Source organism: Komagataeibacter saccharivorans (assembly GCF_003207825.1).
Taxonomy (GTDB): Bacteria; Pseudomonadota; Alphaproteobacteria; order Acetobacterales; family Acetobacteraceae; genus Komagataeibacter; species Komagataeibacter saccharivorans.
In genome coordinates this window covers 64534-83758 of the sequence record NZ_NKTY01000005.1, presented here as the reverse complement: position 1 = coordinate 83758, position 19225 = coordinate 64534, and the positions used below count along the sequence as shown (strand labels likewise).

14 protein-coding genes are annotated in these 19225 nt (G+C 65.2%); 7 read left to right on the top strand and 7 right to left on the bottom strand.

What is annotated here, in order from left to right:
* The first annotated feature begins 39 nt into the window (after positions 1 to 39).
* On the top strand, positions 40 to 2001 hold the full coding sequence (locus CFR79_RS04980; protein ID WP_110547120.1) for a tetratricopeptide repeat protein: 1962 nt from the start codon (positions 40 to 42) through the stop codon (positions 1999 to 2001).
* On the opposite strand, the gene CFR79_RS04975 is transcribed toward CFR79_RS04980, so the two are convergent.
* From CFR79_RS04975 to tsaD, 6 genes are all read right to left on the bottom strand, one after another.
* Positions 1991 to 4888: a [protein-PII] uridylyltransferase gene (locus tag CFR79_RS04975; RefSeq protein WP_110547119.1), complete on the bottom strand. Its 2898-nt coding sequence runs from the start codon at positions 4886 to 4888 to the stop codon at positions 1991 to 1993. The two genes, CFR79_RS04980 and CFR79_RS04975, sit on opposite strands and share 11 nt — an antisense overlap.
* 84 nt (positions 4889 to 4972) lie before the next feature.
* A complete protein-coding gene (mutS, locus tag CFR79_RS04970) occupies positions 4973 to 7591 on the bottom strand; it encodes a DNA mismatch repair protein MutS (RefSeq protein ID WP_110547118.1) in 2619 nt (872 codons plus the stop codon).
* A gap of 55 nt (positions 7592 to 7646) precedes the next feature.
* A complete protein-coding gene (gene murJ / locus CFR79_RS04965) occupies positions 7647 to 9209 on the bottom strand; it encodes a murein biosynthesis integral membrane protein MurJ (RefSeq protein ID WP_110547117.1) in 1563 nt (520 codons plus the stop codon).
* 37 nt (positions 9210 to 9246) lie between these two features.
* Complete coding sequence (locus CFR79_RS04960) at positions 9247 to 9732, bottom strand: glutathione peroxidase (protein WP_102324544.1); 486 nt, start codon at positions 9730 to 9732, stop codon at positions 9247 to 9249.
* 106 nt (positions 9733 to 9838) lie between these two features.
* Positions 9839 to 10810, bottom strand: coding sequence for an NAD(P)H-dependent glycerol-3-phosphate dehydrogenase (locus CFR79_RS04955; RefSeq protein ID WP_110547116.1), 972 nt, complete (start codon positions 10808 to 10810; stop codon positions 9839 to 9841).
* Between the two features lie 143 nt (positions 10811 to 10953).
* Entirely contained in the window at positions 10954 to 12078 is a 1125-nt protein-coding gene (gene tsaD / locus CFR79_RS04950) for a tRNA (adenosine(37)-N6)-threonylcarbamoyltransferase complex transferase subunit TsaD (protein ID WP_110547115.1), read from the bottom strand.
* Between the two features lie 71 nt (positions 12079 to 12149).
* Here tsaD and hemC point away from each other — a divergent pair, with 71 nt between their 5' ends.
* A complete protein-coding gene (hemC, locus tag CFR79_RS04945) occupies positions 12150 to 13226 on the top strand; it encodes a hydroxymethylbilane synthase (protein WP_102324541.1) in 1077 nt (358 codons plus the stop codon).
* Positions 13216 to 13956: a uroporphyrinogen-III synthase gene (locus CFR79_RS04940; RefSeq protein ID WP_258373422.1), complete on the top strand. Its 741-nt coding sequence runs from the start codon at positions 13216 to 13218 to the stop codon at positions 13954 to 13956. Before hemC ends, CFR79_RS04940 begins: the two co-directional genes overlap by 11 nt.
* 75 nt (positions 13957 to 14031) lie before the next feature.
* Here the strand turns inward: CFR79_RS04940 and secB are convergent, their stop codons facing one another.
* On the bottom strand, positions 14032 to 14553 hold the full coding sequence (gene secB / locus CFR79_RS04935) for a protein-export chaperone SecB (protein ID WP_110547113.1): 522 nt from the start codon (positions 14551 to 14553) through the stop codon (positions 14032 to 14034).
* A gap of 204 nt (positions 14554 to 14757) precedes the next feature.
* Between secB and CFR79_RS04930 the strand changes: the two genes are divergently transcribed.
* The 4 genes from CFR79_RS04930 (at position 14758) to CFR79_RS04915 (ending at position 19116) form a co-directional block, all read left to right on the top strand.
* Complete coding sequence (locus tag CFR79_RS04930) at positions 14758 to 15444, top strand: Tim44/TimA family putative adaptor protein (protein WP_146220114.1); 687 nt, start codon at positions 14758 to 14760, stop codon at positions 15442 to 15444.
* A gap of 123 nt (positions 15445 to 15567) precedes the next feature.
* Positions 15568 to 16716, top strand: coding sequence for a murein transglycosylase A (gene mltA / locus CFR79_RS04925; protein ID WP_408884559.1), 1149 nt, complete (start codon positions 15568 to 15570; stop codon positions 16714 to 16716).
* A 13-nt stretch (positions 16717 to 16729) separates the two neighbouring features.
* Positions 16730 to 17620, top strand: coding sequence for a DNA-methyltransferase (locus CFR79_RS04920; RefSeq protein WP_110547111.1), 891 nt, complete (start codon positions 16730 to 16732; stop codon positions 17618 to 17620).
* Positions 17621 to 17703: 83 nt separating this feature from the next.
* A complete protein-coding gene (locus tag CFR79_RS04915) occupies positions 17704 to 19116 on the top strand; it encodes a cytochrome-c peroxidase (protein WP_102324536.1) in 1413 nt (470 codons plus the stop codon).
* Positions 19117 to 19225 lie beyond the last annotated feature (109 nt).

Sequence of the window (19225 nt, the reverse complement as noted above, 5' to 3'; positions counted from 1 at the left end):
TGTGCGGGAGCGTGCCGCGCCATGCAAGGGGAGGGCCGGATGATGCAGGGTAGCCATGACCGCGAAGGCAGGCTGGCGCAGGGGCATGCCGCCCTGCTGGCGGATGACATCGTAACCGCGCGGGCCTGTTTCGCCCAACTGCAGGACGTGCAGGGGGACGATCCCGATGCGCTTCACGGTCTGGCCTGCGTGGCGCTGGCCATTGGCCGGGCGGATGTTGCCATCGGTCTGGCCGGTCGCGCGCTGCGTATCGCGCCACGGGGGCAGTATCATGTCGTGCTGGCGCGTGCGCTGCTGGTGCAGGGGCATCATGATGCTGCGCGGGCAGCTATGAACATTGCCTGCCTGTCGCATCCCGATGACGTCGCCATCATGCTGTGCGCAGCCGACATGATGGAAAGCACGGGTGATACGCTGGCCGCCGCCCGTGCCTATGCGCGCGTGGTCAGTCTGGCTAGTCCGCATGATGGTGACAGTCGCGCCCTGCATGCCCGTTTCCTGTGGCGACGCGGAAGGCGGACAGCGGCGTGCGCGCAGATGCGGCAGGCCGTGCGCCTTGCCCCCGGCCGGGCGGAATATCTGCATGAACTGGTGGAAATGCTGCTGGCCCTCGGCGCGCGGAAGGAGGCGGAGACGCTTTTACGCGCGCATCTGGAACATGATCCGCACGATGGGGTGGCGCTGTCGCAACTTGGGGCACTGCTGTTCGCGGGTGGGCATATGCGGGATGCCGTGGACAGGCTTCAGCGGGCCATGGATCATGCACCTTCGGTGGAAGCCTGTAACAACCTTGGTCTCGCCCGCATGGCGTTGGGGGATATGGCGGGCGCGGATGCCGCCCTGCGACAGGCGATGCACATGCAGCCATCCGATGCCCGCATCGCCCTGAACCATGCCACCGGACTGTTTGAAGGCGGTCAGCCCGTCGCAGCCCGCCTGGCTTATGACGCCATACTGGCCACGACCCCGCCAGTTGATGAGGACACACAGGCACGCGCCCGCTTCAATATGGGTGTCGCCCTGCTGGCCTGTGGCGAGATGGAGCAGGGATGGACGTTGTGGGAATCCCGGCTTGCCTTTCTGCCGCCCCATCCATCGGCCAGCCATCTGCCACGATGGGACGGTCGGGTGTCCGCCGGGGGCGGGAAGGTGCTGGTGCATCTGGCGCAGGGACTGGGCGATGCCATTCATTTCCTGCGTTACGTGCCGCTTGCGGCGCAGCGTGCGCCCATCGTGCTGGCGGTGCCGCAGGCACTGCGCAGGCTTGTGCATACATTGGGGTGCGCAACGGCGAATGGGGTGGATTACCCGATAAAAATTATCGCTCCTGATGAATATGTAAATATGGGCATCACCAGTCAGTGCGACCTGTTCAGCCTGCCGCATGTGTTGGGTGGCGCGCAGGTGCCTGAGTTCAAACCTTATCTGGGGGAAAAACCGTGGCGGACGCACAAAAGGACAAAGGGGCCGCTACGCATCGGCCTGTGCCATGCCGGCAATCCGGCCTATCGCTTTGACGCACGGCGTTCCGTGCCTGTTGCGGCGCTGGCGCCGCTGACACAGGTGACGGGAGTGGAGTTCATATCCGTGCAGCCACGGGTCGCTGAAGGTGTGCAGGCAGGCTTCGTGCGGCACAGCCTTGCGCCTGATGCCGATCTGCTCGATACGGCGCACCTGATCACGACGCTGGATCTGGTCATCAGCGTGGATACGCTCGCGGCCCATCTGGCCGGGGCCATGGGGTGCCCGGTCTGGCTGCTCAATCGTTTCGGGGGGGACTGGCGCTGGTATCCCGCCTTTGATCTGGACGGGCCGGAGGGTGTGCCCCCGGGTTATCCACCTGTGCCGGACGGCTGCCCGCGCAGCCGGTGGTATCCGTCCCTGTGGCAGTTCCGGCAGGGCGGCCTTCAGCCCCCCGATCAGGCGTGGGGGGCGGTCATGACGGCTGTCAGCAGCGCCCTGCAGGCATGGATTGCAGGGCGGGAGACTGTCAGATCGTGATGCTTTCCAGTTCGGAGGAACGGCGCTGTGCCGCTGCCTCCGCTTCCTGCAGGCCGGACAGCAGGGCAGTGCGGATGCGGTTCAGGCGTTCCTTGTCCGTTATCTTCAGGCCGAACAGGTCCTTGACGTAGAACACGTCCACTGCCCGCACGCCGTAGGTGGTGATATGGGCCGACGCGATCTGCAGTTTCTGTTCGCTCAGTGCGGCGGTGACATCATGCAGCAGGCCGGGGCGGTCCCGACCATTGATTTCGACTACGGTGCAGGTGTTCGACGCCCGGTTGTCGATCACCACGCGCGGCGGCACATGGATGGCCCGCATGCGCCGCCCGCTCAGACGGCGGCCACACTGGGCAATCTCGCGGTCGATATTGATGCGGCCCGTCAACGCCTGTTCGATCAGCAGCGACAGGCGGCCAAGCTGCTGCGGTTCCTCGAACGCGGCGCCGCCCGCATCCTGAATCCAAAGCGTATCCAGCGCCATGCCATTGGTCATGGTATGGATACGCGCATCCACGATCGAGGCCCCGGAAATGGCCACCGCCCCCGCGATCTTGGAAAACAGGCCGGGATGGTCGGCGGCATAGATCGTAACCTCGGTCACGCCCCGGGCGGGAAGCGGCTGGGTTTCTACCGTAAGGGGGGAATGCAGGCGTTCGGAATCGCCAATCAGCCGGGCATGGCGGGCATGGGTATCGTGATCGAACGACAGCCAGTAACTGCCATAGCCCAGATCCATGAAGTGGCCGACATCGGTGGCGTTCATGCCTTCTTCCACCAGCCACTGTGCGGTGGCGGCCTTGGCGCGTTCCACGCGCACGTCGCGTTCGGTGGTGGCAAGGCTGCCTTCCAGCACTTCGGCCACGCGCATGTACAGTTCGTTCAGCAGCGTCGCCTTCCATGCGTTCCATACGCGCGGACCCACGGCGCGCATGTCCACGATGGTCAGCAAAAGCAGCAGGCGCAGGCGCTCGGGCGACTGGATGATGTCGGCAAGGTCAAGGATGGTCTTGGGGTCGTCGATATCACGCTGGAACGCGGTGTGGCTGAGCAGCAGGTGATGCAGCACCAGCCATGAAACGGTTTCCGTCTCCTCGCTGTCCATGCCCAGTTCGGGGCAGACATACAGCGCGATCTGCGAACCGATTTCCGAATGGTCGCCGCCCCGGCCCTTGGCGATGTCATGCAGCATCACCGCAACATACAGCGCGCGGCGCGAATGCAGGTTATGCGCAAGATCGTAGGCGATGGGGATTTCATCGGCCATCTGGCCATGTTCCACCCGGCCCATAATGCGCAGCGCGTCGATGATGTGCTCATCAACCGTGAACACATGGTAGGTGTCGAACTGCATCTGCCCCACGACACGCGACCAGTCGGGCAGCAGGCGACCCATGAGGCCGGTCTCGTTAAGGATATGCAGCCAGTAGGCGTTGCCCTTGCGCCGTCCCTCATCCATCAGGTGGAAACTGGGGGAGGCATCCGGCGCATCCGGTGTCTCGCCCGCGCGTGGCGTGCGGGCCTGACGTTCGGGCGGATCGCCACACATGAGGTCAAGGAAGATACGCGCGGTTTCCGGATCGCCGCGCAGGCTGGCGGCCTTGCGTTCCCAGCGGATCAACTGGTGCATGGCCATGGGATGGATGGGCAGCTTGCGCTTCTTGGCCCAGTCCAGCAGGCGCATCATCTGGATGGGTTCGTTTTCAAACGACGTGCCGCGCTGTGGCAGGATGCGGCCATCCAGCACGGTAAAGCCCGCATCGCGCATCTGGCTGTCGGCTTCGGGCGCATTGGCCACGGGGCCAAGGGCCTGTCGCAGCACGGCGGGTTCCAGCACCAGCGTCAGGCGCATGACCTCGCGCACGGTCAGAAAGTAGTGGCGCATGAACCGCTCCACGCCCACCTGCCGACCATGGCGGGTGTAACCCATGCGCCCGCCCACAACCGGCTGTACATCGAATGTCAGGCGCTCTTCCGCCCGGCCCGATACGTAATGCAGGTGAAAGCGCACACGCCACAGGAAGTCCCATGCCCGCCGCGCGCGCTTGGCTTCCTGTTCGGTCAGCAGGCCGAGTTCACTGAACCCGGGCGCAAGCAGGTCGGATACATGCCGGGTGCCGAAGGTATAGCGGCACATCCAGTACAGCGTCTGCAGGTCGCGCAGGCCACCCCGGCCTTCCTTGATGTTGGGTTCGACAAGGTAGGGGCTGTCGCCAAAGCGCTGGTGGCGCGCCGCGCGTTCCTTGCGCTTGTCGGTAATGAAACGGTCGGCCCCCGCCCGCACGCAGGCCACGATATAGCGGGCCTGGAACATGGAAAACAGGGTCTCGCTACCCGTCAGCACGCGCGCGTCGAGCAGGGTGGTGCGGACCGTGGTGTCGGCTTCCGCCTCCGCAATGCATTCGTTGATGGTGCGGGTGGCATGCCCGACCTTCAGCCCCAGATCCCACAGGAAATACAGGATGTATTCCACGCAGGCCCGCACATCTTCCGCCTGCGTGTCCGCTGTCAGGAACAGAAGGTCGATATCACTGAACGGGGCCAGAAGGCCGCGCCCGTATCCGCCAGTCGCGGCAACGGCGAACGGGGCTTCGGGCTGCGAGTCGATCCCGGCTTCCCGCATGGCGAACTCGCCCAGTACCCGGATCATGCCATCGGTATAGGCGGCAAGCAGCTTGCCCGCTTCCGCCCCGCCCAGGTGGTGGTGCTCGAACGCCTCGCGCACATGGGCCTGATAGCGCGACAGGTGGCGGCGGAACAGCCCGATCGCCTCCTCACGCGGCAGGGCGCGCGTATCGTCGGTGCCCCCCGGCGGGAAAAGGGCGGCATGGAGGGCGTCTGTCATCGCCTCGACGGAGGAGGCGTTAAGGGGGGCGGCGTTCGACATCGTGGCCAGATGGCGTCCTGTGAATGACGATAGGGATAAGGGTTGGAGTGTGCCGCCCTTAATGGCGGCAGGTCCAGTGCTGTATCAGGCTTTCAACAGTTTTTTGAGTTTATAAAGCATTTCCAGCGCCGTGCGAGGGCTGAGCGCATCCGGGTCCAGTTCTTCCAGCATGTCCACCACGGCGGGCGGAACGGCGGGGGATGGGGGCGCGATGTCCTCTTCGGGCTTTTCCGCCATGTGCTGTTCAAACAGGGGCAGTGGCGGCGCCTGCCTGCCGCGTTCCTTTTCCAGCATGCCCAGCAGCCTGCCCGCGCGGCGCACCACCGGTTCGGGCACGCCCGCCAGACGGGCGACATGCACGCCCCAGCTCCGCCGCGCGCAGCCGGGAATGACCTCGTGCTGGAAAATGACCTGCCCCTTCCATTCCCGCACGCTCATGGTGTGGGGGGAAAGGCGCGGCATGCTGTTGGCCAGTTCGGCCAGTTCATGGAAATGGGTGGCGAAGATGGCACGCGAGCGCAGGGTGGAATGCAGCGTTTCCAGCACGGCCCATGCAATGGCCAGACCATCGAGCGTGGAGGTGCCGCGCCCGATCTCGTCCACCACCACTAGCGATTTCGGTCCCGCCTGATTGAGGATGGCTGCGGTCTCGGTCATTTCCACCATGAAGGTGGAGCGACCGCGCGCAAGGTCATCGGCAGCACCCACGCGGGAGAACAGGCGGTCCACCACCCCGATGCGCATGGCCTGCGCCGCCACCGGCAGCCCGGCCTGCGCCAGAATGACCGCCAGCGCCGTCTGCCGCAGGAAGGTCGATTTGCCCGCCATGTTGGGGCCGGTCAGCAGCATGATGCGGCGGTCGGGTTCAAGGTCGCAGTCATTGGGGGTGAAGCGTGCGTTCCTGGGCAGGGCTGCTTCCACCACCGGATGGCGGCAGCCTTCGATGACGAAACCCGTGTCATCTCCCACCACGGGGCAGCACCATGTACCCCCGCCCGCCAGCATGGCGCAGGACTGCGCGATGTCGATGCAGGACAGGGCGGCGGCCATGTCCGGCAGGGCGGCTTCATCCAGAATGTGGCGCACGACCTGCGTGAACAGGTGGCGTTCGCGCAGGCCGGCGTTTTCAGCCGCCTGTGCGATCTGCTGGTCAAGGCTGACCAGCCGTTCGGTTGAAAAGCGGCTGGCGCTGGCCGTGCCCTGCCGCATGATGAGGTCCTCATGCCCGCGCAGGCGCGCACTGGCGGCTGCCGGAACCTCGATCACATAGCCAAGCTGCGCATGGTGACGGATCTTGAGGTTGGCGATGTCGAACTGTTCGGCATATTCCTTCTGCAGGGCGGCGATAACGCGGCGGCTGCCGTCGCGCAGTTCGCGCTGCGCATCCAGTTCCTCATCATAACCCGTGGCGATGATGCCGCCGTCATCAAGGCGGGCGGGCGGGTTTTCGGCCAGTGCGCGCGCCAGCAGGTCCTGCAGTTCATGCGCGCGGTCCAGATGGCCCACGGCCTGCGCCAGTATGGGGGGCAGTTCTTCCTGCCGGTTCAGGATCTGTCCGACCTCGCGCGCGACCCCAAGGGCGATGCGGATCGCGACCGCATCGCGTGGCTGCCCCCGCCCCAGTGAAAGACGGCCAAGCGCGCGCGCCATGTCGGGCGCGGTGCGCAGGCAGGCGCGCAGGTCATCGCGTATGCCGTGCTTGTCCAGCAGCCACGTCCATCCTGCCTGACGGCGGGCGATGCGCTCGGGATCGGTCAGGGGGGCTGCGATCCAGTCCGCCAGCAGGCGGCTGCCCGCTGCGGTAACCGTGCGGGCCACGGCTGCGAACAGGGTATGCTCGGTCGTGCCATCGCGTGTGCGCAGCAGGTCAAGGCTTGCCCGCGTGGCGGGGTCGAGGCCCAGGACATCCCCGCTGTAGCTGGGCCGGGGATGCGACAGGCGCGGCAACTGCCCCGCCTGACTGCGGCGGATGTAATCGATGGCGGCCCCGGCGGCCAGCGCTTCCGCATCGCTGAAGGTGCCGAACGCGTCCAGACTGGCCACGCCGAAGGCTTCCGCCATGCGCTGGCGGGCGGCCTCCGGGCCTGCGGGCAGCAGGACAGGGGTGCGGCGGTCGGCGAAATCACCCAGTTCGACATTGTCCGTGCACAGGATTTCCGCCGGGTCCAGACGGCCCAGCAGGTCGTGCATGTCGCGCGCCGGGACGCACGCGGTTTCAAACAGGCCGGTGGAAATATCGATCCATGCCAGACCCGGATCGGCGCTGTCGCGGCCGGTGGGGCAGACGATGCAGGCCAGCAGGTTCTGCCGTCCCGCTTCCAGCAGTTCATCTTCCGTCAGGGTGCCCGGCGTGATCAGCCGCACGACCGCGCGCCGCAGCGGTCCCTTGGATGCGGGGCGTCCCTTGCGTGGCTGTTCCGTCTGTTCCGCCACCGATACGCGAAAACCCCGGCGGATCAGCCGGGCCAGATAGGCCTGCGCCGCATGCACCGGCACGCCGCACATGGGAATGGGCTCCCCCCCATGCGTGCCGCGTGCGGTCAGTGAGATATCCAGCGCGGAGGCCGCTGCTTCCGCATCGTTGAAAAACAGTTCGTAGAAATCTCCCATCCGGAAGAACAGGAGCGCATCGGGATGTTCGGCTTTAAGCGCGAACCACTGCGCCATGGCGGGCGAAGCACCTTCGGGGGATGGGAATGTCATGCCCGGTGTCTAGCGGCGGGATGGCGGATTCGCCAGTCCGGATTTTATGGCTTTCCTATGCCTGCCTGTTGCGGTGCAACCGGCGGTTGATGGCACTGGCGACCTGTCGCATATCGGTGATCCCCAGCAGGTGCAGCGCCGCAAGGTAGATGCTTATGCCAATGGCGATCAGCACGCCCACATCCACAATGCGCAGCACGGGACCGGCCTGCATCGCCCCGCCCAGCGGCGTGTATCCCGCCGCCACAAGCCCTGCCGCCATCAGGGCCGCGCACATGACCATGCCACCAAGCTGGCGGACAAGCAGCGGATCGGGCATCAGCGCCCCGCGCCGCATCAGGATGAACGCCAGAACGCCCGCGTTGACCATGGCGGCCAGACTGCTGGCCAGTGGCGGTCCGATATGCGCCAGCCAGTGCATGAAGCTTATGTTGAGGATGAAGTTCAGTACCAGCGTGCCAAGTCCCACCAGAACCGGCGTGCGGGTATCGCCACGGGCGAAAAACCCCGGTGAGAGCACCTTGACCAGCACGAAGGCGGGCAGGCCCACAGCGTAGGCACGCAGCGACTGTGCCGCCAGAACCGCATCCCGCGCCGAGAAATGGCCATGACCGAACAGCGCCATCATCACCGGGGCCGCAACGACCAGCAGCCCCGCCGCCGCTGGCAGCGTCAGGACCAGCGCATAGGAAATGGCCCGGCCCTGCGTGCGGTGCGCACCCGCGATATCTCCCGCCGCAAGCGAACGGGTCAGTACCGGCAGCAATGTGGTGCCCGCCGCCGCCCCCAGCACGCCAAGGGGAAGCTGGTTCACCCGGTCAGCGAAATACATGAGCGAAACGCTACCCGCCGGCAGCAGGGTGGCGATGATGGTGTCCACCATGAAATTGATCTGCGTGATGCCGCTGCCCACCAGTCCCACGCCCATCCGCGCCAGCAGGGTGCGGATGCGGGGCGTAAGGCAGGGCATGACCAGCCGCAGCCGCATGCCCGCGCGGCGGGCGGCGTAAAGCAGGATGCCAAACTGGACCACGCCCGATGCGCTCACCCCCCATGCGGCAGCATGCGCGACATCACCCGTGAAGGGTGGCAGGATCAGGATGGCGGCAATGCCGATCACGTTGAAGCTGACATAGGCCGCCGCCGCCACGCCAAACTGATGCATGCCGTTCAGCACGCCCGACACCAGCGCGGCCCCGCAGATCAGCAGCAGGTAGGGAAAGGTGATGCGGCTGAGCGATATGGCCAGCGAATCGCGCGCGCCGCCATGGGTGAAGCCCGGCGCGATCACGCTCAGCACGCCGGGCATGAAAACTTCCCCCAGCACGGTCAGCAGCAGCAGCCATGACAGCAGCACGCTCATCGTCTCGCACGCAAAGCGCCGGGCGGTGTCCTTGCCTTCGCGTTCCAGCAGGGAGGAGAACAGCGGCACGAAGGCGGCGTTCAGCGCCCCTTCGCCAAACAGGCGGCGGAACATGTTGGGCAGGCGGAAAGCGATCTGGTAGGCGTCCTGCGCAACGCCAGTGCCCAGAAAGGCCGCAAGAAGCTGGTCGCGCACCAGCCCCAGCACGCGGCTGATCATGGTCCAGCCGCTTACGGTCAGAAAGCCCTTCAGCATCGCGCCAGCAGGAAATGCCCGCCGCTTCGATCCGTCATCAGTGGTCCATCACGGCGCGTTCGACCGCCATGCGCACGCGCCGCGATTCGGGGGATGTGATGGATGTGAACCAGTTCACCAGATTGCCGTCGCGCCCGATCAGGTATTTGTAGAAATTCCACCGCGGCAGCGACAGGAAACCACCTTCCCGCGCCAGCCAGCGGAACAGGGGAATCGCCTGCGGTCCCTTGACATGGCTCTTGGCGGTCAGGGGGAAGGTGACGCTGTAGTTGCGCTGGCAGAAGGTGGTGATTTCGTCGGGGGTGCCGGGTTCCTGTGCGCCAAAATCATTCGACGGCACGCCAATGACCATCAGGTCGTGGCTGCGCCACGTCGTCCACAGGTTCTGCAATCCTTCATATTGCGGCGTGAAACCGCATCGGGAGGCCGTGTTGGCGATAAGGATCGGCTTTCCCCGCAGGGTGGAAAGATCGATCTCCCCTCCGTTCAGGCTGGGCAGGACGAAGTCATGGATTGTGGTCATTGAAAAGCTCGGTTCTGTATGCGCGCCGGAGTGACCCGATTGCAGGCTGTGATGGCGGTGGTCAAGCGGTCAGTTCGCGTGTGTGAAATGTGGCGGCGTGGAACCTTCATGCGAATTCGTGCCCGACGGGCCGCGCCAGCAGGCGGCGGCTGGCTTCGGCCATGTCGATCGTTCCCGCAAGCAGTCCCGTTACGGTGGCGATGACGGGGGTGCTGACATCGTGGCGCTGCGCAAGCTGGTACAGCGCCGGGGCGGTGGCCATGCCTTCGGCCACGCCTTCCAGCGCCTGTGCCGCCTGCGGTGCGGGCGTGCCCTGCCCGATCGCCAGTCCCAGCCGGTAATTGCGTGAAGCCTGACCCGTGCAGGTCAGCAGCAGGTCGCCCACCCCCGCCAGACCGGACAGCGTTTCGGGCCGCCCGCCAAGCGCGTGTGACAGGCGGGCCAGTTCGGCTATGCCGCGTGTCATCAGTGCTGCGCGCGCGTTTTCGCCCAGTTTCGCGCCCATGGCGGCCCCGGCGGCGATGGCGACGACATTTTTGGCCGCCCCGCCCAGTTGCACGCCGGTCGGGTCATCGCTGGCATACAGGCGGAAGGCGGGCGTGGTCAGCAGGTCGGCCAGCCTGCGCGCCTGTGCGCGGTCGGGGCTGGCCAGTACGGCGGCGGCGGGCAGTCCGGCTGCGATTTCATGCGCGAAATTGGGACCGGACAGAACGCCCAGCACGCTGTGGGGAAACAGCCCTGTCAGCACCTGTAGCGGCATGAGGCCGGTTTCGCGTTCGATCCCCTTGCAGCACGCGATCAGCGGCGCGCAGGCCGGGACCATCGCCGCCGTGGCGCGCAGATGCTGCATGGGACAGGCCAGCAGGATCAGGTCCGCCTGACGGGGCAGGTCACTGGTGACGGTAATGGTCGGCGGCAGGGCAAAACCGGGCAGGCGGGGCATGACGCGGCCTGCGGACATGGTGGCGGGATTGCGTGCCCACAGGCTGACATCGGCACCGGCGCGCGCGGCCTGCATGGCCAGTGCCGTGCCCCATGCGCCTGCGCCGATAACGGCAATCCGTGCGGTGTGCGTCATCCGTTCATTCCCCGGAGGTGTGTGCCGTACCCGGCATTCTGTTTTTTCGGTTTAATCGCAATGCGCCAGTTGGGGTTGCCATGCAAGGGTCGGGGCGCGGCAGTGTGGACATGTCGTGTAACGGAAGGTCAGCAACGGTAACGTCATGCTCCCGCAGGGGGCCGGGGCGTATCGTCCACCGTCATGCGCGCAGCCATTTCCGATAGCGGCCAGCGGGGGCGGGGGCGCATGGCGATGTCATCAGGGATGGGCAGGCCGAGGTCGCGCCGCGCGTGCATGGTTTCGATCGCGGCCCATGCCACCATGACCGCATTGTCCGTGCACAGGCGCAGCGGTGGCGCGGCGAAGGGCAGGTCATGCGCGCTGGCGAATTCCCGCAGCCGGGCGCGCAGTACGCCATTGGCCGCAACCCCGCCCGCGACCACCAGCGTGGTCGGACGCTCCATCATTTCCAGCGCATGGCCAAGGCGGTCGATGACGATGTCACTCACCGCCTGCTGGAAACTGGCGGCAAGGTCCGCCGCCTGCTGGCGTGAAAGGGCCGTGCGCACCTCGGTCGGGAGTTTCTGCGCCACGGCGGTCTTGAGGCCCGAAAATGAAAAGTCGCATCCCGCCCGGCCCATGAGGGGACGGGGCAGGGCTACCGCATGCGGATCGCCTTCGCGCGCAAGCTGTTCCACCGCCGGGCCGCCGGGCCAGCCAAGCCCCAGCATCTTGGCGACCTTGTCGAACGCTTCCCCCGCCGCATCGTCGATCGTGCCGCCCAGCCTGCGGTAATGGCCCACCCCTTCCACCGCGATGCACTGGCAGTGCCCACCCGACACCAGCAGCAGCAGGTAGGGGAAGGGCGCGCCGTTGGGGGCAATGCCGGGCAGGCGCGCGGTCAGGGCGTGGGCCTCGATATGGTTGACGGCAATGAAGGGGCGGTCCAGCGCGATGGCCATGCCCTTGCCCATGTCGGCCCCCACGATCAGCCCACCGATCAGGCCCGGCCCGCAGCTCGCGGCAATCGCCCCCAGATCACGGGGCTGCAGGTTCGCGGCCGCCAGCGTGTCGCGCACCAGCGCGGGCAGCGCGGAAAGATGGGCGCGGGCCGCGATTTCGGGCACGACCCCGCCGAATGGCACATGGCCGGATTGCGATAATGTCGTTTCTGCCAGTATCCGACCGTCTGTCGTAACGATGGCGCAGGCCGTGTCATCGCACGAAGATTCAATGGCCATAACGGGAGTTGGCATTTCGGGGGGTGTCTGTGTGGCGTCGGGCATGGCGCAATTTACAATCCGGCGGTGCGGAATGTCATCTTTCCTTTATCGTTATGTGGTAATAGACACGCGAGATGGAGTCCGCAAAGCCATCAGCCCCGTTTCCGTCGTCCGCGCTACAGAAAGTCGCGGCCGAGGCCGCTGCCCGCCAGCGAAAGGAAACCACACGCGCCGAACCCCACCGGCGGCAGTTGCCGCTGAAGGTCGGGACGCGCGCCTCTCCGCTTGCGCTGGTGCAGACGCGGGCCTTCCTGACGGTGCTGACCCGGTTCTGTCCGGTGCTGCGCGACATGGGCGCGTTTCAGGAACACCAGATCAGCACGACCGGCGATCAGGTGCTCAACCGCAAGCTGGCGGAAATTGGCGGGAAGGGTCTTTTCGCCAAGGAAATCCATGAAGCCCTTGCCGATGGCCGGATTGATTTCGCCGTCCACAGCCTCAAGGATCTGGAAACCACGCTGCCGCCGGGGCTGGTGCTGGCCTGCACCCTCAAGCGCGAGGACGCGCGCGATGTGCTGATCCTTGGCCCCGACTGTGATGAACCGGACCCCGCCGACCCGTATGCCGCCCTTCCGCAGGGCGCGCTGGTGGGCTGTGCCTCCGTCCGCCGTCAGGCGCAGATGCTGCATGTCCGGCCCGACCTGCGCTTCGGGCTGCTGCGCGGCAATGTGCAGACCCGTCTGGACAAGCTGGCGGCGCGTCAGTGCGATGCGACGCTGCTGGCCTATGCCGGGCTGCGCCGCCTTGGCATGGAAGACCGTGCCGATGTCATCCTTGATCCCACCATCATGGTGCCGGCGGCCGGGCAGGGCATTGTGGGCGTGACCGTGCGTGAAAGCGATGTGGAACTGCGCGAACTGCTTTCCGCAATCGAGGATTATGAGGCCCGTGCCGTCGCCACGGCGGAACGCGCGCTGCTGGCGGAACTGGATGGTTCGTGCCGCACCCCCATCGGCGGGTATGCACGGCTGATCCCGGTCGTGGCCGGGGGCGCGCCGGAACTGCACCTGACCGGCCTTGTCGCGCGCGAAGACGGGTCGTTCCTGCTCAAACGCTCCATCAGTGGCGCACCGGGGGATGCGGCGCGTCTGGGCCGGGATCTCGGTCGCAGCCTGCGCGCGGACAGCCCGGCTGACATCTTTGCCGAATAGGGGCGTCCCGCCTTTCCGTGCCGCGTCGCGCAACGGCGTCATCATTACCCGACCGCCGCCGGGCCTTGCGCCCACCATGGCGGCGGTGACACGGCTGGGTCTGCATCCGGTTGCAGCCCCCATGCTGCGTATCGAGCAGCATGCCCTGACAGCCGATGGCCCACGTCCCGACGGGCTGGTGCTGACAAGCGGGCAGGCGATTGCAGCCGTAAATCACCCGCAATGGCACGATGTGCCATGCTATGTGGTGGGTCAGGCGACTGGCGCGCGTATGCGCAGCGTGGGTTTCAATCATGTCATGACGGCGGCGGGCACGGCGGATGCCCTGTCCAGCCTTATCCACACCGCTGCGCCGCAGGGCGCGCGGCTGCTGCTGGCCGTCGGGCGGGGTTACGGGCGTGAAATGGCCACGGATCTGCGTGGCGCGGGTTTCCGGGTGGTGCGGCGCTGCGTCTATGCGGTCCATCCCGAACGGCGGCTGCCTGCACCCGTGCGTGCCGCGCTGCTGGCGGGGCAGGTTAGGTCGGTCATGTTCTATTCCACCCGCACGGCGCAGGCGTTTGTCACTGCGCTTGATGCGGCGCTGCGCCCCATGCTGGCGGAGGTACAGGCCATCGCCATGTCCACCAACGTAGCTGCCGCCCTTGAAACCGGCCCGCGCTGGCGGGCGGTCACGGTCGCGGCACGCCCGGATCAGGACGCCATGCTGGCCGCCCTCGGCGCGGATTGAACCCGGTTTTATCCATTAAAAAAGGCCGGAAGCCTGCGCTCCCGGCCCGTCATGCAGCGTTACCGCCGCATGGGTTCAGGCGTGGCCCGGCGTCTGGTCGAAGGAGTTGCGCTTGGCCTGCCACAGCGCGACGAAGTCGATCGGCTGCAGCACCACCGGCGGGAAGCCGCCATCACGGGTGACTTCGCTCAGGATATTGCGCACGTAGGGGAAGATCAGGCGCGGCACTTCCACCAGCAGGATCGGTTCGATCAGTTCCGCAGGCGGGTTGTTCAGCGTCGCGATCGCGGCATAGGACAGTTCGGCGATGAACACCGGACGCCCGGCGGGGCCGCCTTCCTTCTGCGGGGGTTCGCTGGCTTCGGCCTTGACGGTCAGGATCACCTCGAACACCGGCTGTTCCTGTTCCAGGCGGTTGGCCTGAACGTCGATATTGACCGAAATCTGCGGGTTGGTGCGCAGGGTCGCGAAGATTTCCGCACCCGCGGGCACTTCGAACGAGAGGTCCTTGATATATTGAAGGTTGATCGCCAGCGGCAGGGCCGGGGGCGCGCTCTGGCCGTTTTCGGGGGTGGTCGGCTGAGTCGTGTCGGACATGCTTGTCTACATTCTCCAAGAGATACGCGGAAAACAGAAGTGAATCTCGTATCCTCTGGCCGTAGCATGCGCCAGCAGGCGATGCCATAGCAGCCGTGGGAATTTTAACGGCTCTTGCGCATTGTGCTGGCTCCGGGCGTTGCCTATGTTGTGGGCAGGCTTATTTCTGGCAGGCTTGCCCGCCTGCGGTTATGGACGCGCGGCATGAATTTCTCTTTTGGTCATTTTCCTCTGGATCTGGTTATTCTGGGGCTGGTGGCTGTTTTCCTTGTTCTTCGCCTGCGTGGTATCCTTGGGCGCCGGGTCGGGGCCGAACCGGCGATGCGTCCCGTCATGGCGCCGCCCCCGGTCCAGCCCGTAGCTGAAAAAGCCGCCGAACCGCCGCCGCCTGCCGTAACCTATGACATTCCTTCGCCCGATACCCGCGTGGGTGGCGTTCTGGCCCGCATCGGGGCGCTACAGCCCGGTTTCACGGCGGACGCCTTCGCCAAAGGGGTGGAACCCGCCTTCCGCCAGATCGTGGGGGCCTATGCCACCGGTGATCTTGCCGTGCTGCGTGAAAAGCTGACGGTCGCGACCTACGCCACTTTCGATGCCGCGATACAGGCCTGCAAGCAGGTTGGCGAGACGCTGCGCAGCGAGATCCGCGATATTACCGATATTGCCATTGTCGATGCGGAAGTGGATGAAACGGCCGCCCCGAATCCGGTCGCCCGGATCGAGGTCCGGATCGTGTCCGACCAGATCAGCCTGACGCTGGACAGCAATGGCCAGCCGGTGGCGGGTGTCGATGCCGTGACCGAATTCTCGGACCTGTGGACATTCGAACGCATTCTGGGCGTAAGCAGCAATGGCGCGGACTGGCGGCTGGGTGCAAGCCGCAGCGCGTAAGGTCATCCTGCCATAATTTACCGATAAGTCCGTGATTCATTCATGTCCATGAAAGCATTCAGACATATTGCGCCGCTATGCGCTGTCATTGCGCTGTGCGGCTGCCAGATCATCAATCCGGATATGGGCGGCAGGAAGAACCGGTCCGGCCCCACCACCTTCGCGGCACTGGCGGGCTGGCAGGATGATGCGCTTGAACAGGCCCTTCCGGTTTTCCTTCAGGACTGTCACAAGGTCCAGAGCCTGCCCCCCGACAGCACCCTTGGCGGAGATGACACCGCCAGGCGTCCCGGCCGACGGGTAGGGGACTGGCAGGCAGCGTGTGAAGCCGCGCGCACTGTTCCTGCAGGCGATCGCGTGGCGGCCCGCACGTTTTTCGAGACATGGTTCGTCCCCTACCGCCTTGCTGCGGGAACAAGGGCCGATGGCATGCTGTTCACCGGCTATTATGAACCCGAAATCCGGGGTTCGCTCCGGCGTGGCGGCATTTACCAGACCCCTGTCTACCGTCGTCCCCCCGATCTGGTGCGCGAGCATGACAGTCAGGGCCATGTCGTGACCGGACGCCGGCAGGGCAGGCAGATCGTGCCGTACTGGACCCGTGCGCAGATCGATCAGGGCGCGCTGGCGCATAAAAAGCTTGAAATGCTGTGGCTGGCCGATCCGGTTGACCTGTTCTTCCTGCAGATTCAGGGGGCGGGACGTGTGCGCCTGCCTGATGACAGGGTGGTCCGGCTGGGTTTCGATGGCTTGAATGGCCAGCCCTATGTGCCGCTGGGCCGCGTCATGGTCGCACAGGGACTGCTGAAGGCCGAGGATGTGAACATGGCATCCATCCGTGGCTGGCTGGAAGCGAATCCGGCCCAGGCGACGCAGATGATGGAACAGAACCCGAATTACGTCTTTTTCCGGCAACTGGATCAGGGCAATGCGCTGGCCGGTGCGCCGGGCGCGCTGGGCGTGGACCTGACGCCGGGCCGTTCCATGGCGATTGACCGGGATTTCATTCCGCTTGGAAGCCCGGTATGGGTGCAGGCGCAGATTCCGGTTGACGGGCATGAGGCGCAGTGGAACCGCCTTGATTTCGCACAGGATCTGGGCACCGACATCAAGGGCCCGGACCGGGCCGACCTGTATATGGGTTGGGGACCCGAAGCGGCCCAGACGGCAGGAAACCTGCGTTCAGGCGGGCAGATGATCGTGCTGGTCCCCCGTGGCAGCCCGGTCAGGCGGAAAGATAAACACCACAGATCCGCCCGTCCCGCGGAGTGAAGAGCGTACCACCATGACAGGGCGACCCCGCGCGGGGCAGGCTTGCGCATCTCCTCCGCGCCTGCCGCGGACCACCCGCTATACCGAAGGGCCGCACCTGCTGGTGCGTGGCGACTGCGTACGCGCCCTGCGCCGGATGGAGGCCGACAGCGTGGACGTTGTCGTGACCTCGCCGCCCTATAATATCGGACTGAAATACCGTACCTACCGCGACCGGCTGGCGGAAGAAGGCTATCTGGACTGGATGGTCGAGGTGGCGCGGGAAGTCCGCCGGGTCATGCGGCCCGACGGGTCGTTCTTTCTTAATGTGGCCGGTTCATCCGCGCAGCCTTGGCTGCCGTTCGAGCTTATGGTCCGGCTGCGTGAACTGTTCGTGCTGCAGAACCATATCTCATGGGTCAAATCCATTTCGGTAGGGACGGATACCCACGGGCATTTCAAGCCGGTCAACAGCCCGCGCTACCTGAACCGCAACCATGAACATCTTTTCCACCTGACCCGTACGGGAAATGTAGGGCTGAGCCGACTGGATATTGGCGTGCCCTACATGGACAAATCCAATATCGCGCGGCGCGGCCACCGGCAGGACCGGCGCTGCCGGGGCGATACATGGTTCATCCCGTATGAAACGGTGCAGGGCAAGGCACAGAAATTCCACCATCCCGGCACGTTTCCGGTGCTGCTGCCGCAGATGTGCATCCGCCTGCATGGCAAGAGCGCGCCAGTGGTGCTGGACCCGTTCATGGGCACGGGCACGACGCTGGTTGCCGCCGTGCGCGAAGGGGGGCAGGGCATCGGAATCGATCTGGATACCATTTATGTCAATGTCGCCCGCCAGCGGGTACGGCAGGCTATGCAGGTGGAGGCGGAAGGCACGACCGCAGCGTCTGATCGAAATATTTGATGGTTTCTATTGAAACGATTATTTTGACAAATAATCCCTGAATCGGCCAGAACGCCCCACAGATAACGAATGAAGGGGTTGGCATGTCGGTAAGGAAGGCAGTGCTGGGGGCGATCGCCGCCGGCGGCGTGGTTTATGGCGCAACGGTCGCCTATCTTGACCATTTCGATCATGCGACGGCGCCCGCACCGGCGGGGGCCGGGGTGGATGCGGCATCCACGGCAGCGCTGAACGTCATCCGCGAGGCACGGTGCGACTACTGCCACGCGGCGAAGGTTGATCTGCCGTTCTATTTCAGCCTGCCGGTGGCCAATACCCTCATGAGCCGCGACCGCGATCAGGGCCTGCGCCATTTCCGCGTTGAACCGGTGATCGAGGCCCTGCAGAACGGTGGCGTTCCCGATGAGGAACCTCTGGCCCGGATCGAGGAAGTCATCCACCAGAACCGCATGCCGCCCACGCTGTACCTGCTCATGCACTGGCATGCCCATCTGTCGGCGGCGCAGCGTGACAGCATGCTGTCGTGGATCGCGCAGGAACGGCGCCAGCATTACGCCACACAGGGCGTTGCCGACCGGTTTGCAGGCGAACCCGTGCAGCCGGTGCCCGAATCCATTCCGGTGGACAGCCACAAGGTCGCGCTGGGCCAGCGCCTGTTCTTTGACCGGCAGCTTTCGGGCAATGGCGGGTTAAGCTGCGCAAGCTGCCACAGCCTGCAGCATGGCGGGGTTGACGGTCTGGTGACCGCGACGGGCATCAACGGGCAGAAAGGCCCGATCAATGTCCCCACCGTGTTTGACGCCGCCTTCAACAAAAGCCAGTTCTGGAATGGTCGTGCCCGCACGCTGGCCGAACAGGCGGCCGGTCCGGTCATGAACCCGGTCGAGATGGGATCGCATGACTGGTCGGTTGTCGCGGCCCATCTGGCGGCTGATCCGTCCTATGTCGCGGATTTCCAGGCGGCCTTCGGGTCCGATGCGATCAATCAGGCCACGATCACGGATGCTATCGCCGAATATGAAAAGACGCTGATCACGCCGGACAGCCGCTTCGACCAGTACCTGAAGGGCGATGACGCCGCCCTGAACACGCAGGAAAAACATGGTTACGCGCTGTTCAAGGATGTTGGCTGCTCTGGCTGCCATACCGGTCCGTCCATGGGTGGGCAGGCATTCGAGCCGATGGGGCTGGAAGGTAACTACTTCGCAGCCCGTGGCGGTCCGCTGACCGATGCGGACAAGGGACGTATCGAAGTCACCCACAACCCGGCGGACATGGAACGCTTCAAGGTGCCCAACCTGCGCAATATCGCGCTGACCGGCCCCTATTTCCACGATGGCAGCGTCAAGACGCTGGATCAGGCCGTGCGGGACATGGCGCGCTACCAGACGCCCGATCACGATATTTCGGATCAGGACGTGGCGGATATCGTGGCCTTCCTCAATACGCTGACCGGGCGTTATCAGGGCGAGACCCTGCGTAACACGGTCCCGTAATCCTTTTCCCTATGGGAAATGCAGGCCCTGCCGTTCATGCGGCAGGGTTTTTGCATTGTGGCCCATGGCTGAAAACATGGACCCGACCGGCGGGGTGTGATTCTATATG

What these genes read in the sequence shown, in the direction of transcription:
- secB (WP_110547113.1), bottom strand. Translation starts at nt 14,553, where the DNA reads ATGTCCGACACGACTCAGCCGACCACCCCCGAAAACGGCCAGAGCGCG.
- CFR79_RS04975 (WP_110547119.1), bottom strand. Translation starts at nt 4,888, where the DNA reads ATGTCGAACGCCGCCCCCCTTAACGCCTCCTCCGTCGAGGCGATGACA.
- tsaD (WP_110547115.1), bottom strand. Translation starts at nt 12,078, where the DNA reads ATGCCCGACGCCACACAGACACCCCCCGAAATGCCAACTCCCGTTATG.
- mutS (WP_110547118.1), bottom strand. Translation starts at nt 7,591, where the DNA reads ATGACATTCCCATCCCCCGAAGGTGCTTCGCCCGCCATGGCGCAGTGG.
- CFR79_RS04920 (WP_110547111.1), top strand. Translation starts at nt 16,730, where the DNA reads ATGACAGGGCGACCCCGCGCGGGGCAGGCTTGCGCATCTCCTCCGCGC.
- CFR79_RS04915 (WP_102324536.1), top strand. Translation starts at nt 17,704, where the DNA reads ATGTCGGTAAGGAAGGCAGTGCTGGGGGCGATCGCCGCCGGCGGCGTG.
- CFR79_RS04960 (WP_102324544.1), bottom strand. Translation starts at nt 9,732, where the DNA reads ATGACCACAATCCATGACTTCGTCCTGCCCAGCCTGAACGGAGGGGAG.
- CFR79_RS04930 (WP_146220114.1), top strand. Translation starts at nt 14,758, where the DNA reads ATGAATTTCTCTTTTGGTCATTTTCCTCTGGATCTGGTTATTCTGGGG.
- murJ (WP_110547117.1), bottom strand. Translation starts at nt 9,209, where the DNA reads ATGCTGAAGGGCTTTCTGACCGTAAGCGGCTGGACCATGATCAGCCGC.
- hemC (WP_102324541.1), top strand. Translation starts at nt 12,150, where the DNA reads ATGGAGTCCGCAAAGCCATCAGCCCCGTTTCCGTCGTCCGCGCTACAG.
- CFR79_RS04955 (WP_110547116.1), bottom strand. Translation starts at nt 10,810, where the DNA reads ATGACGCACACCGCACGGATTGCCGTTATCGGCGCAGGCGCATGGGGC.
- mltA (WP_408884559.1), top strand. Translation starts at nt 15,568, where the DNA reads ATGGGCGGCAGGAAGAACCGGTCCGGCCCCACCACCTTCGCGGCACTG.
- CFR79_RS04980 (WP_110547120.1), top strand. Translation starts at nt 40, where the DNA reads ATGATGCAGGGTAGCCATGACCGCGAAGGCAGGCTGGCGCAGGGGCAT.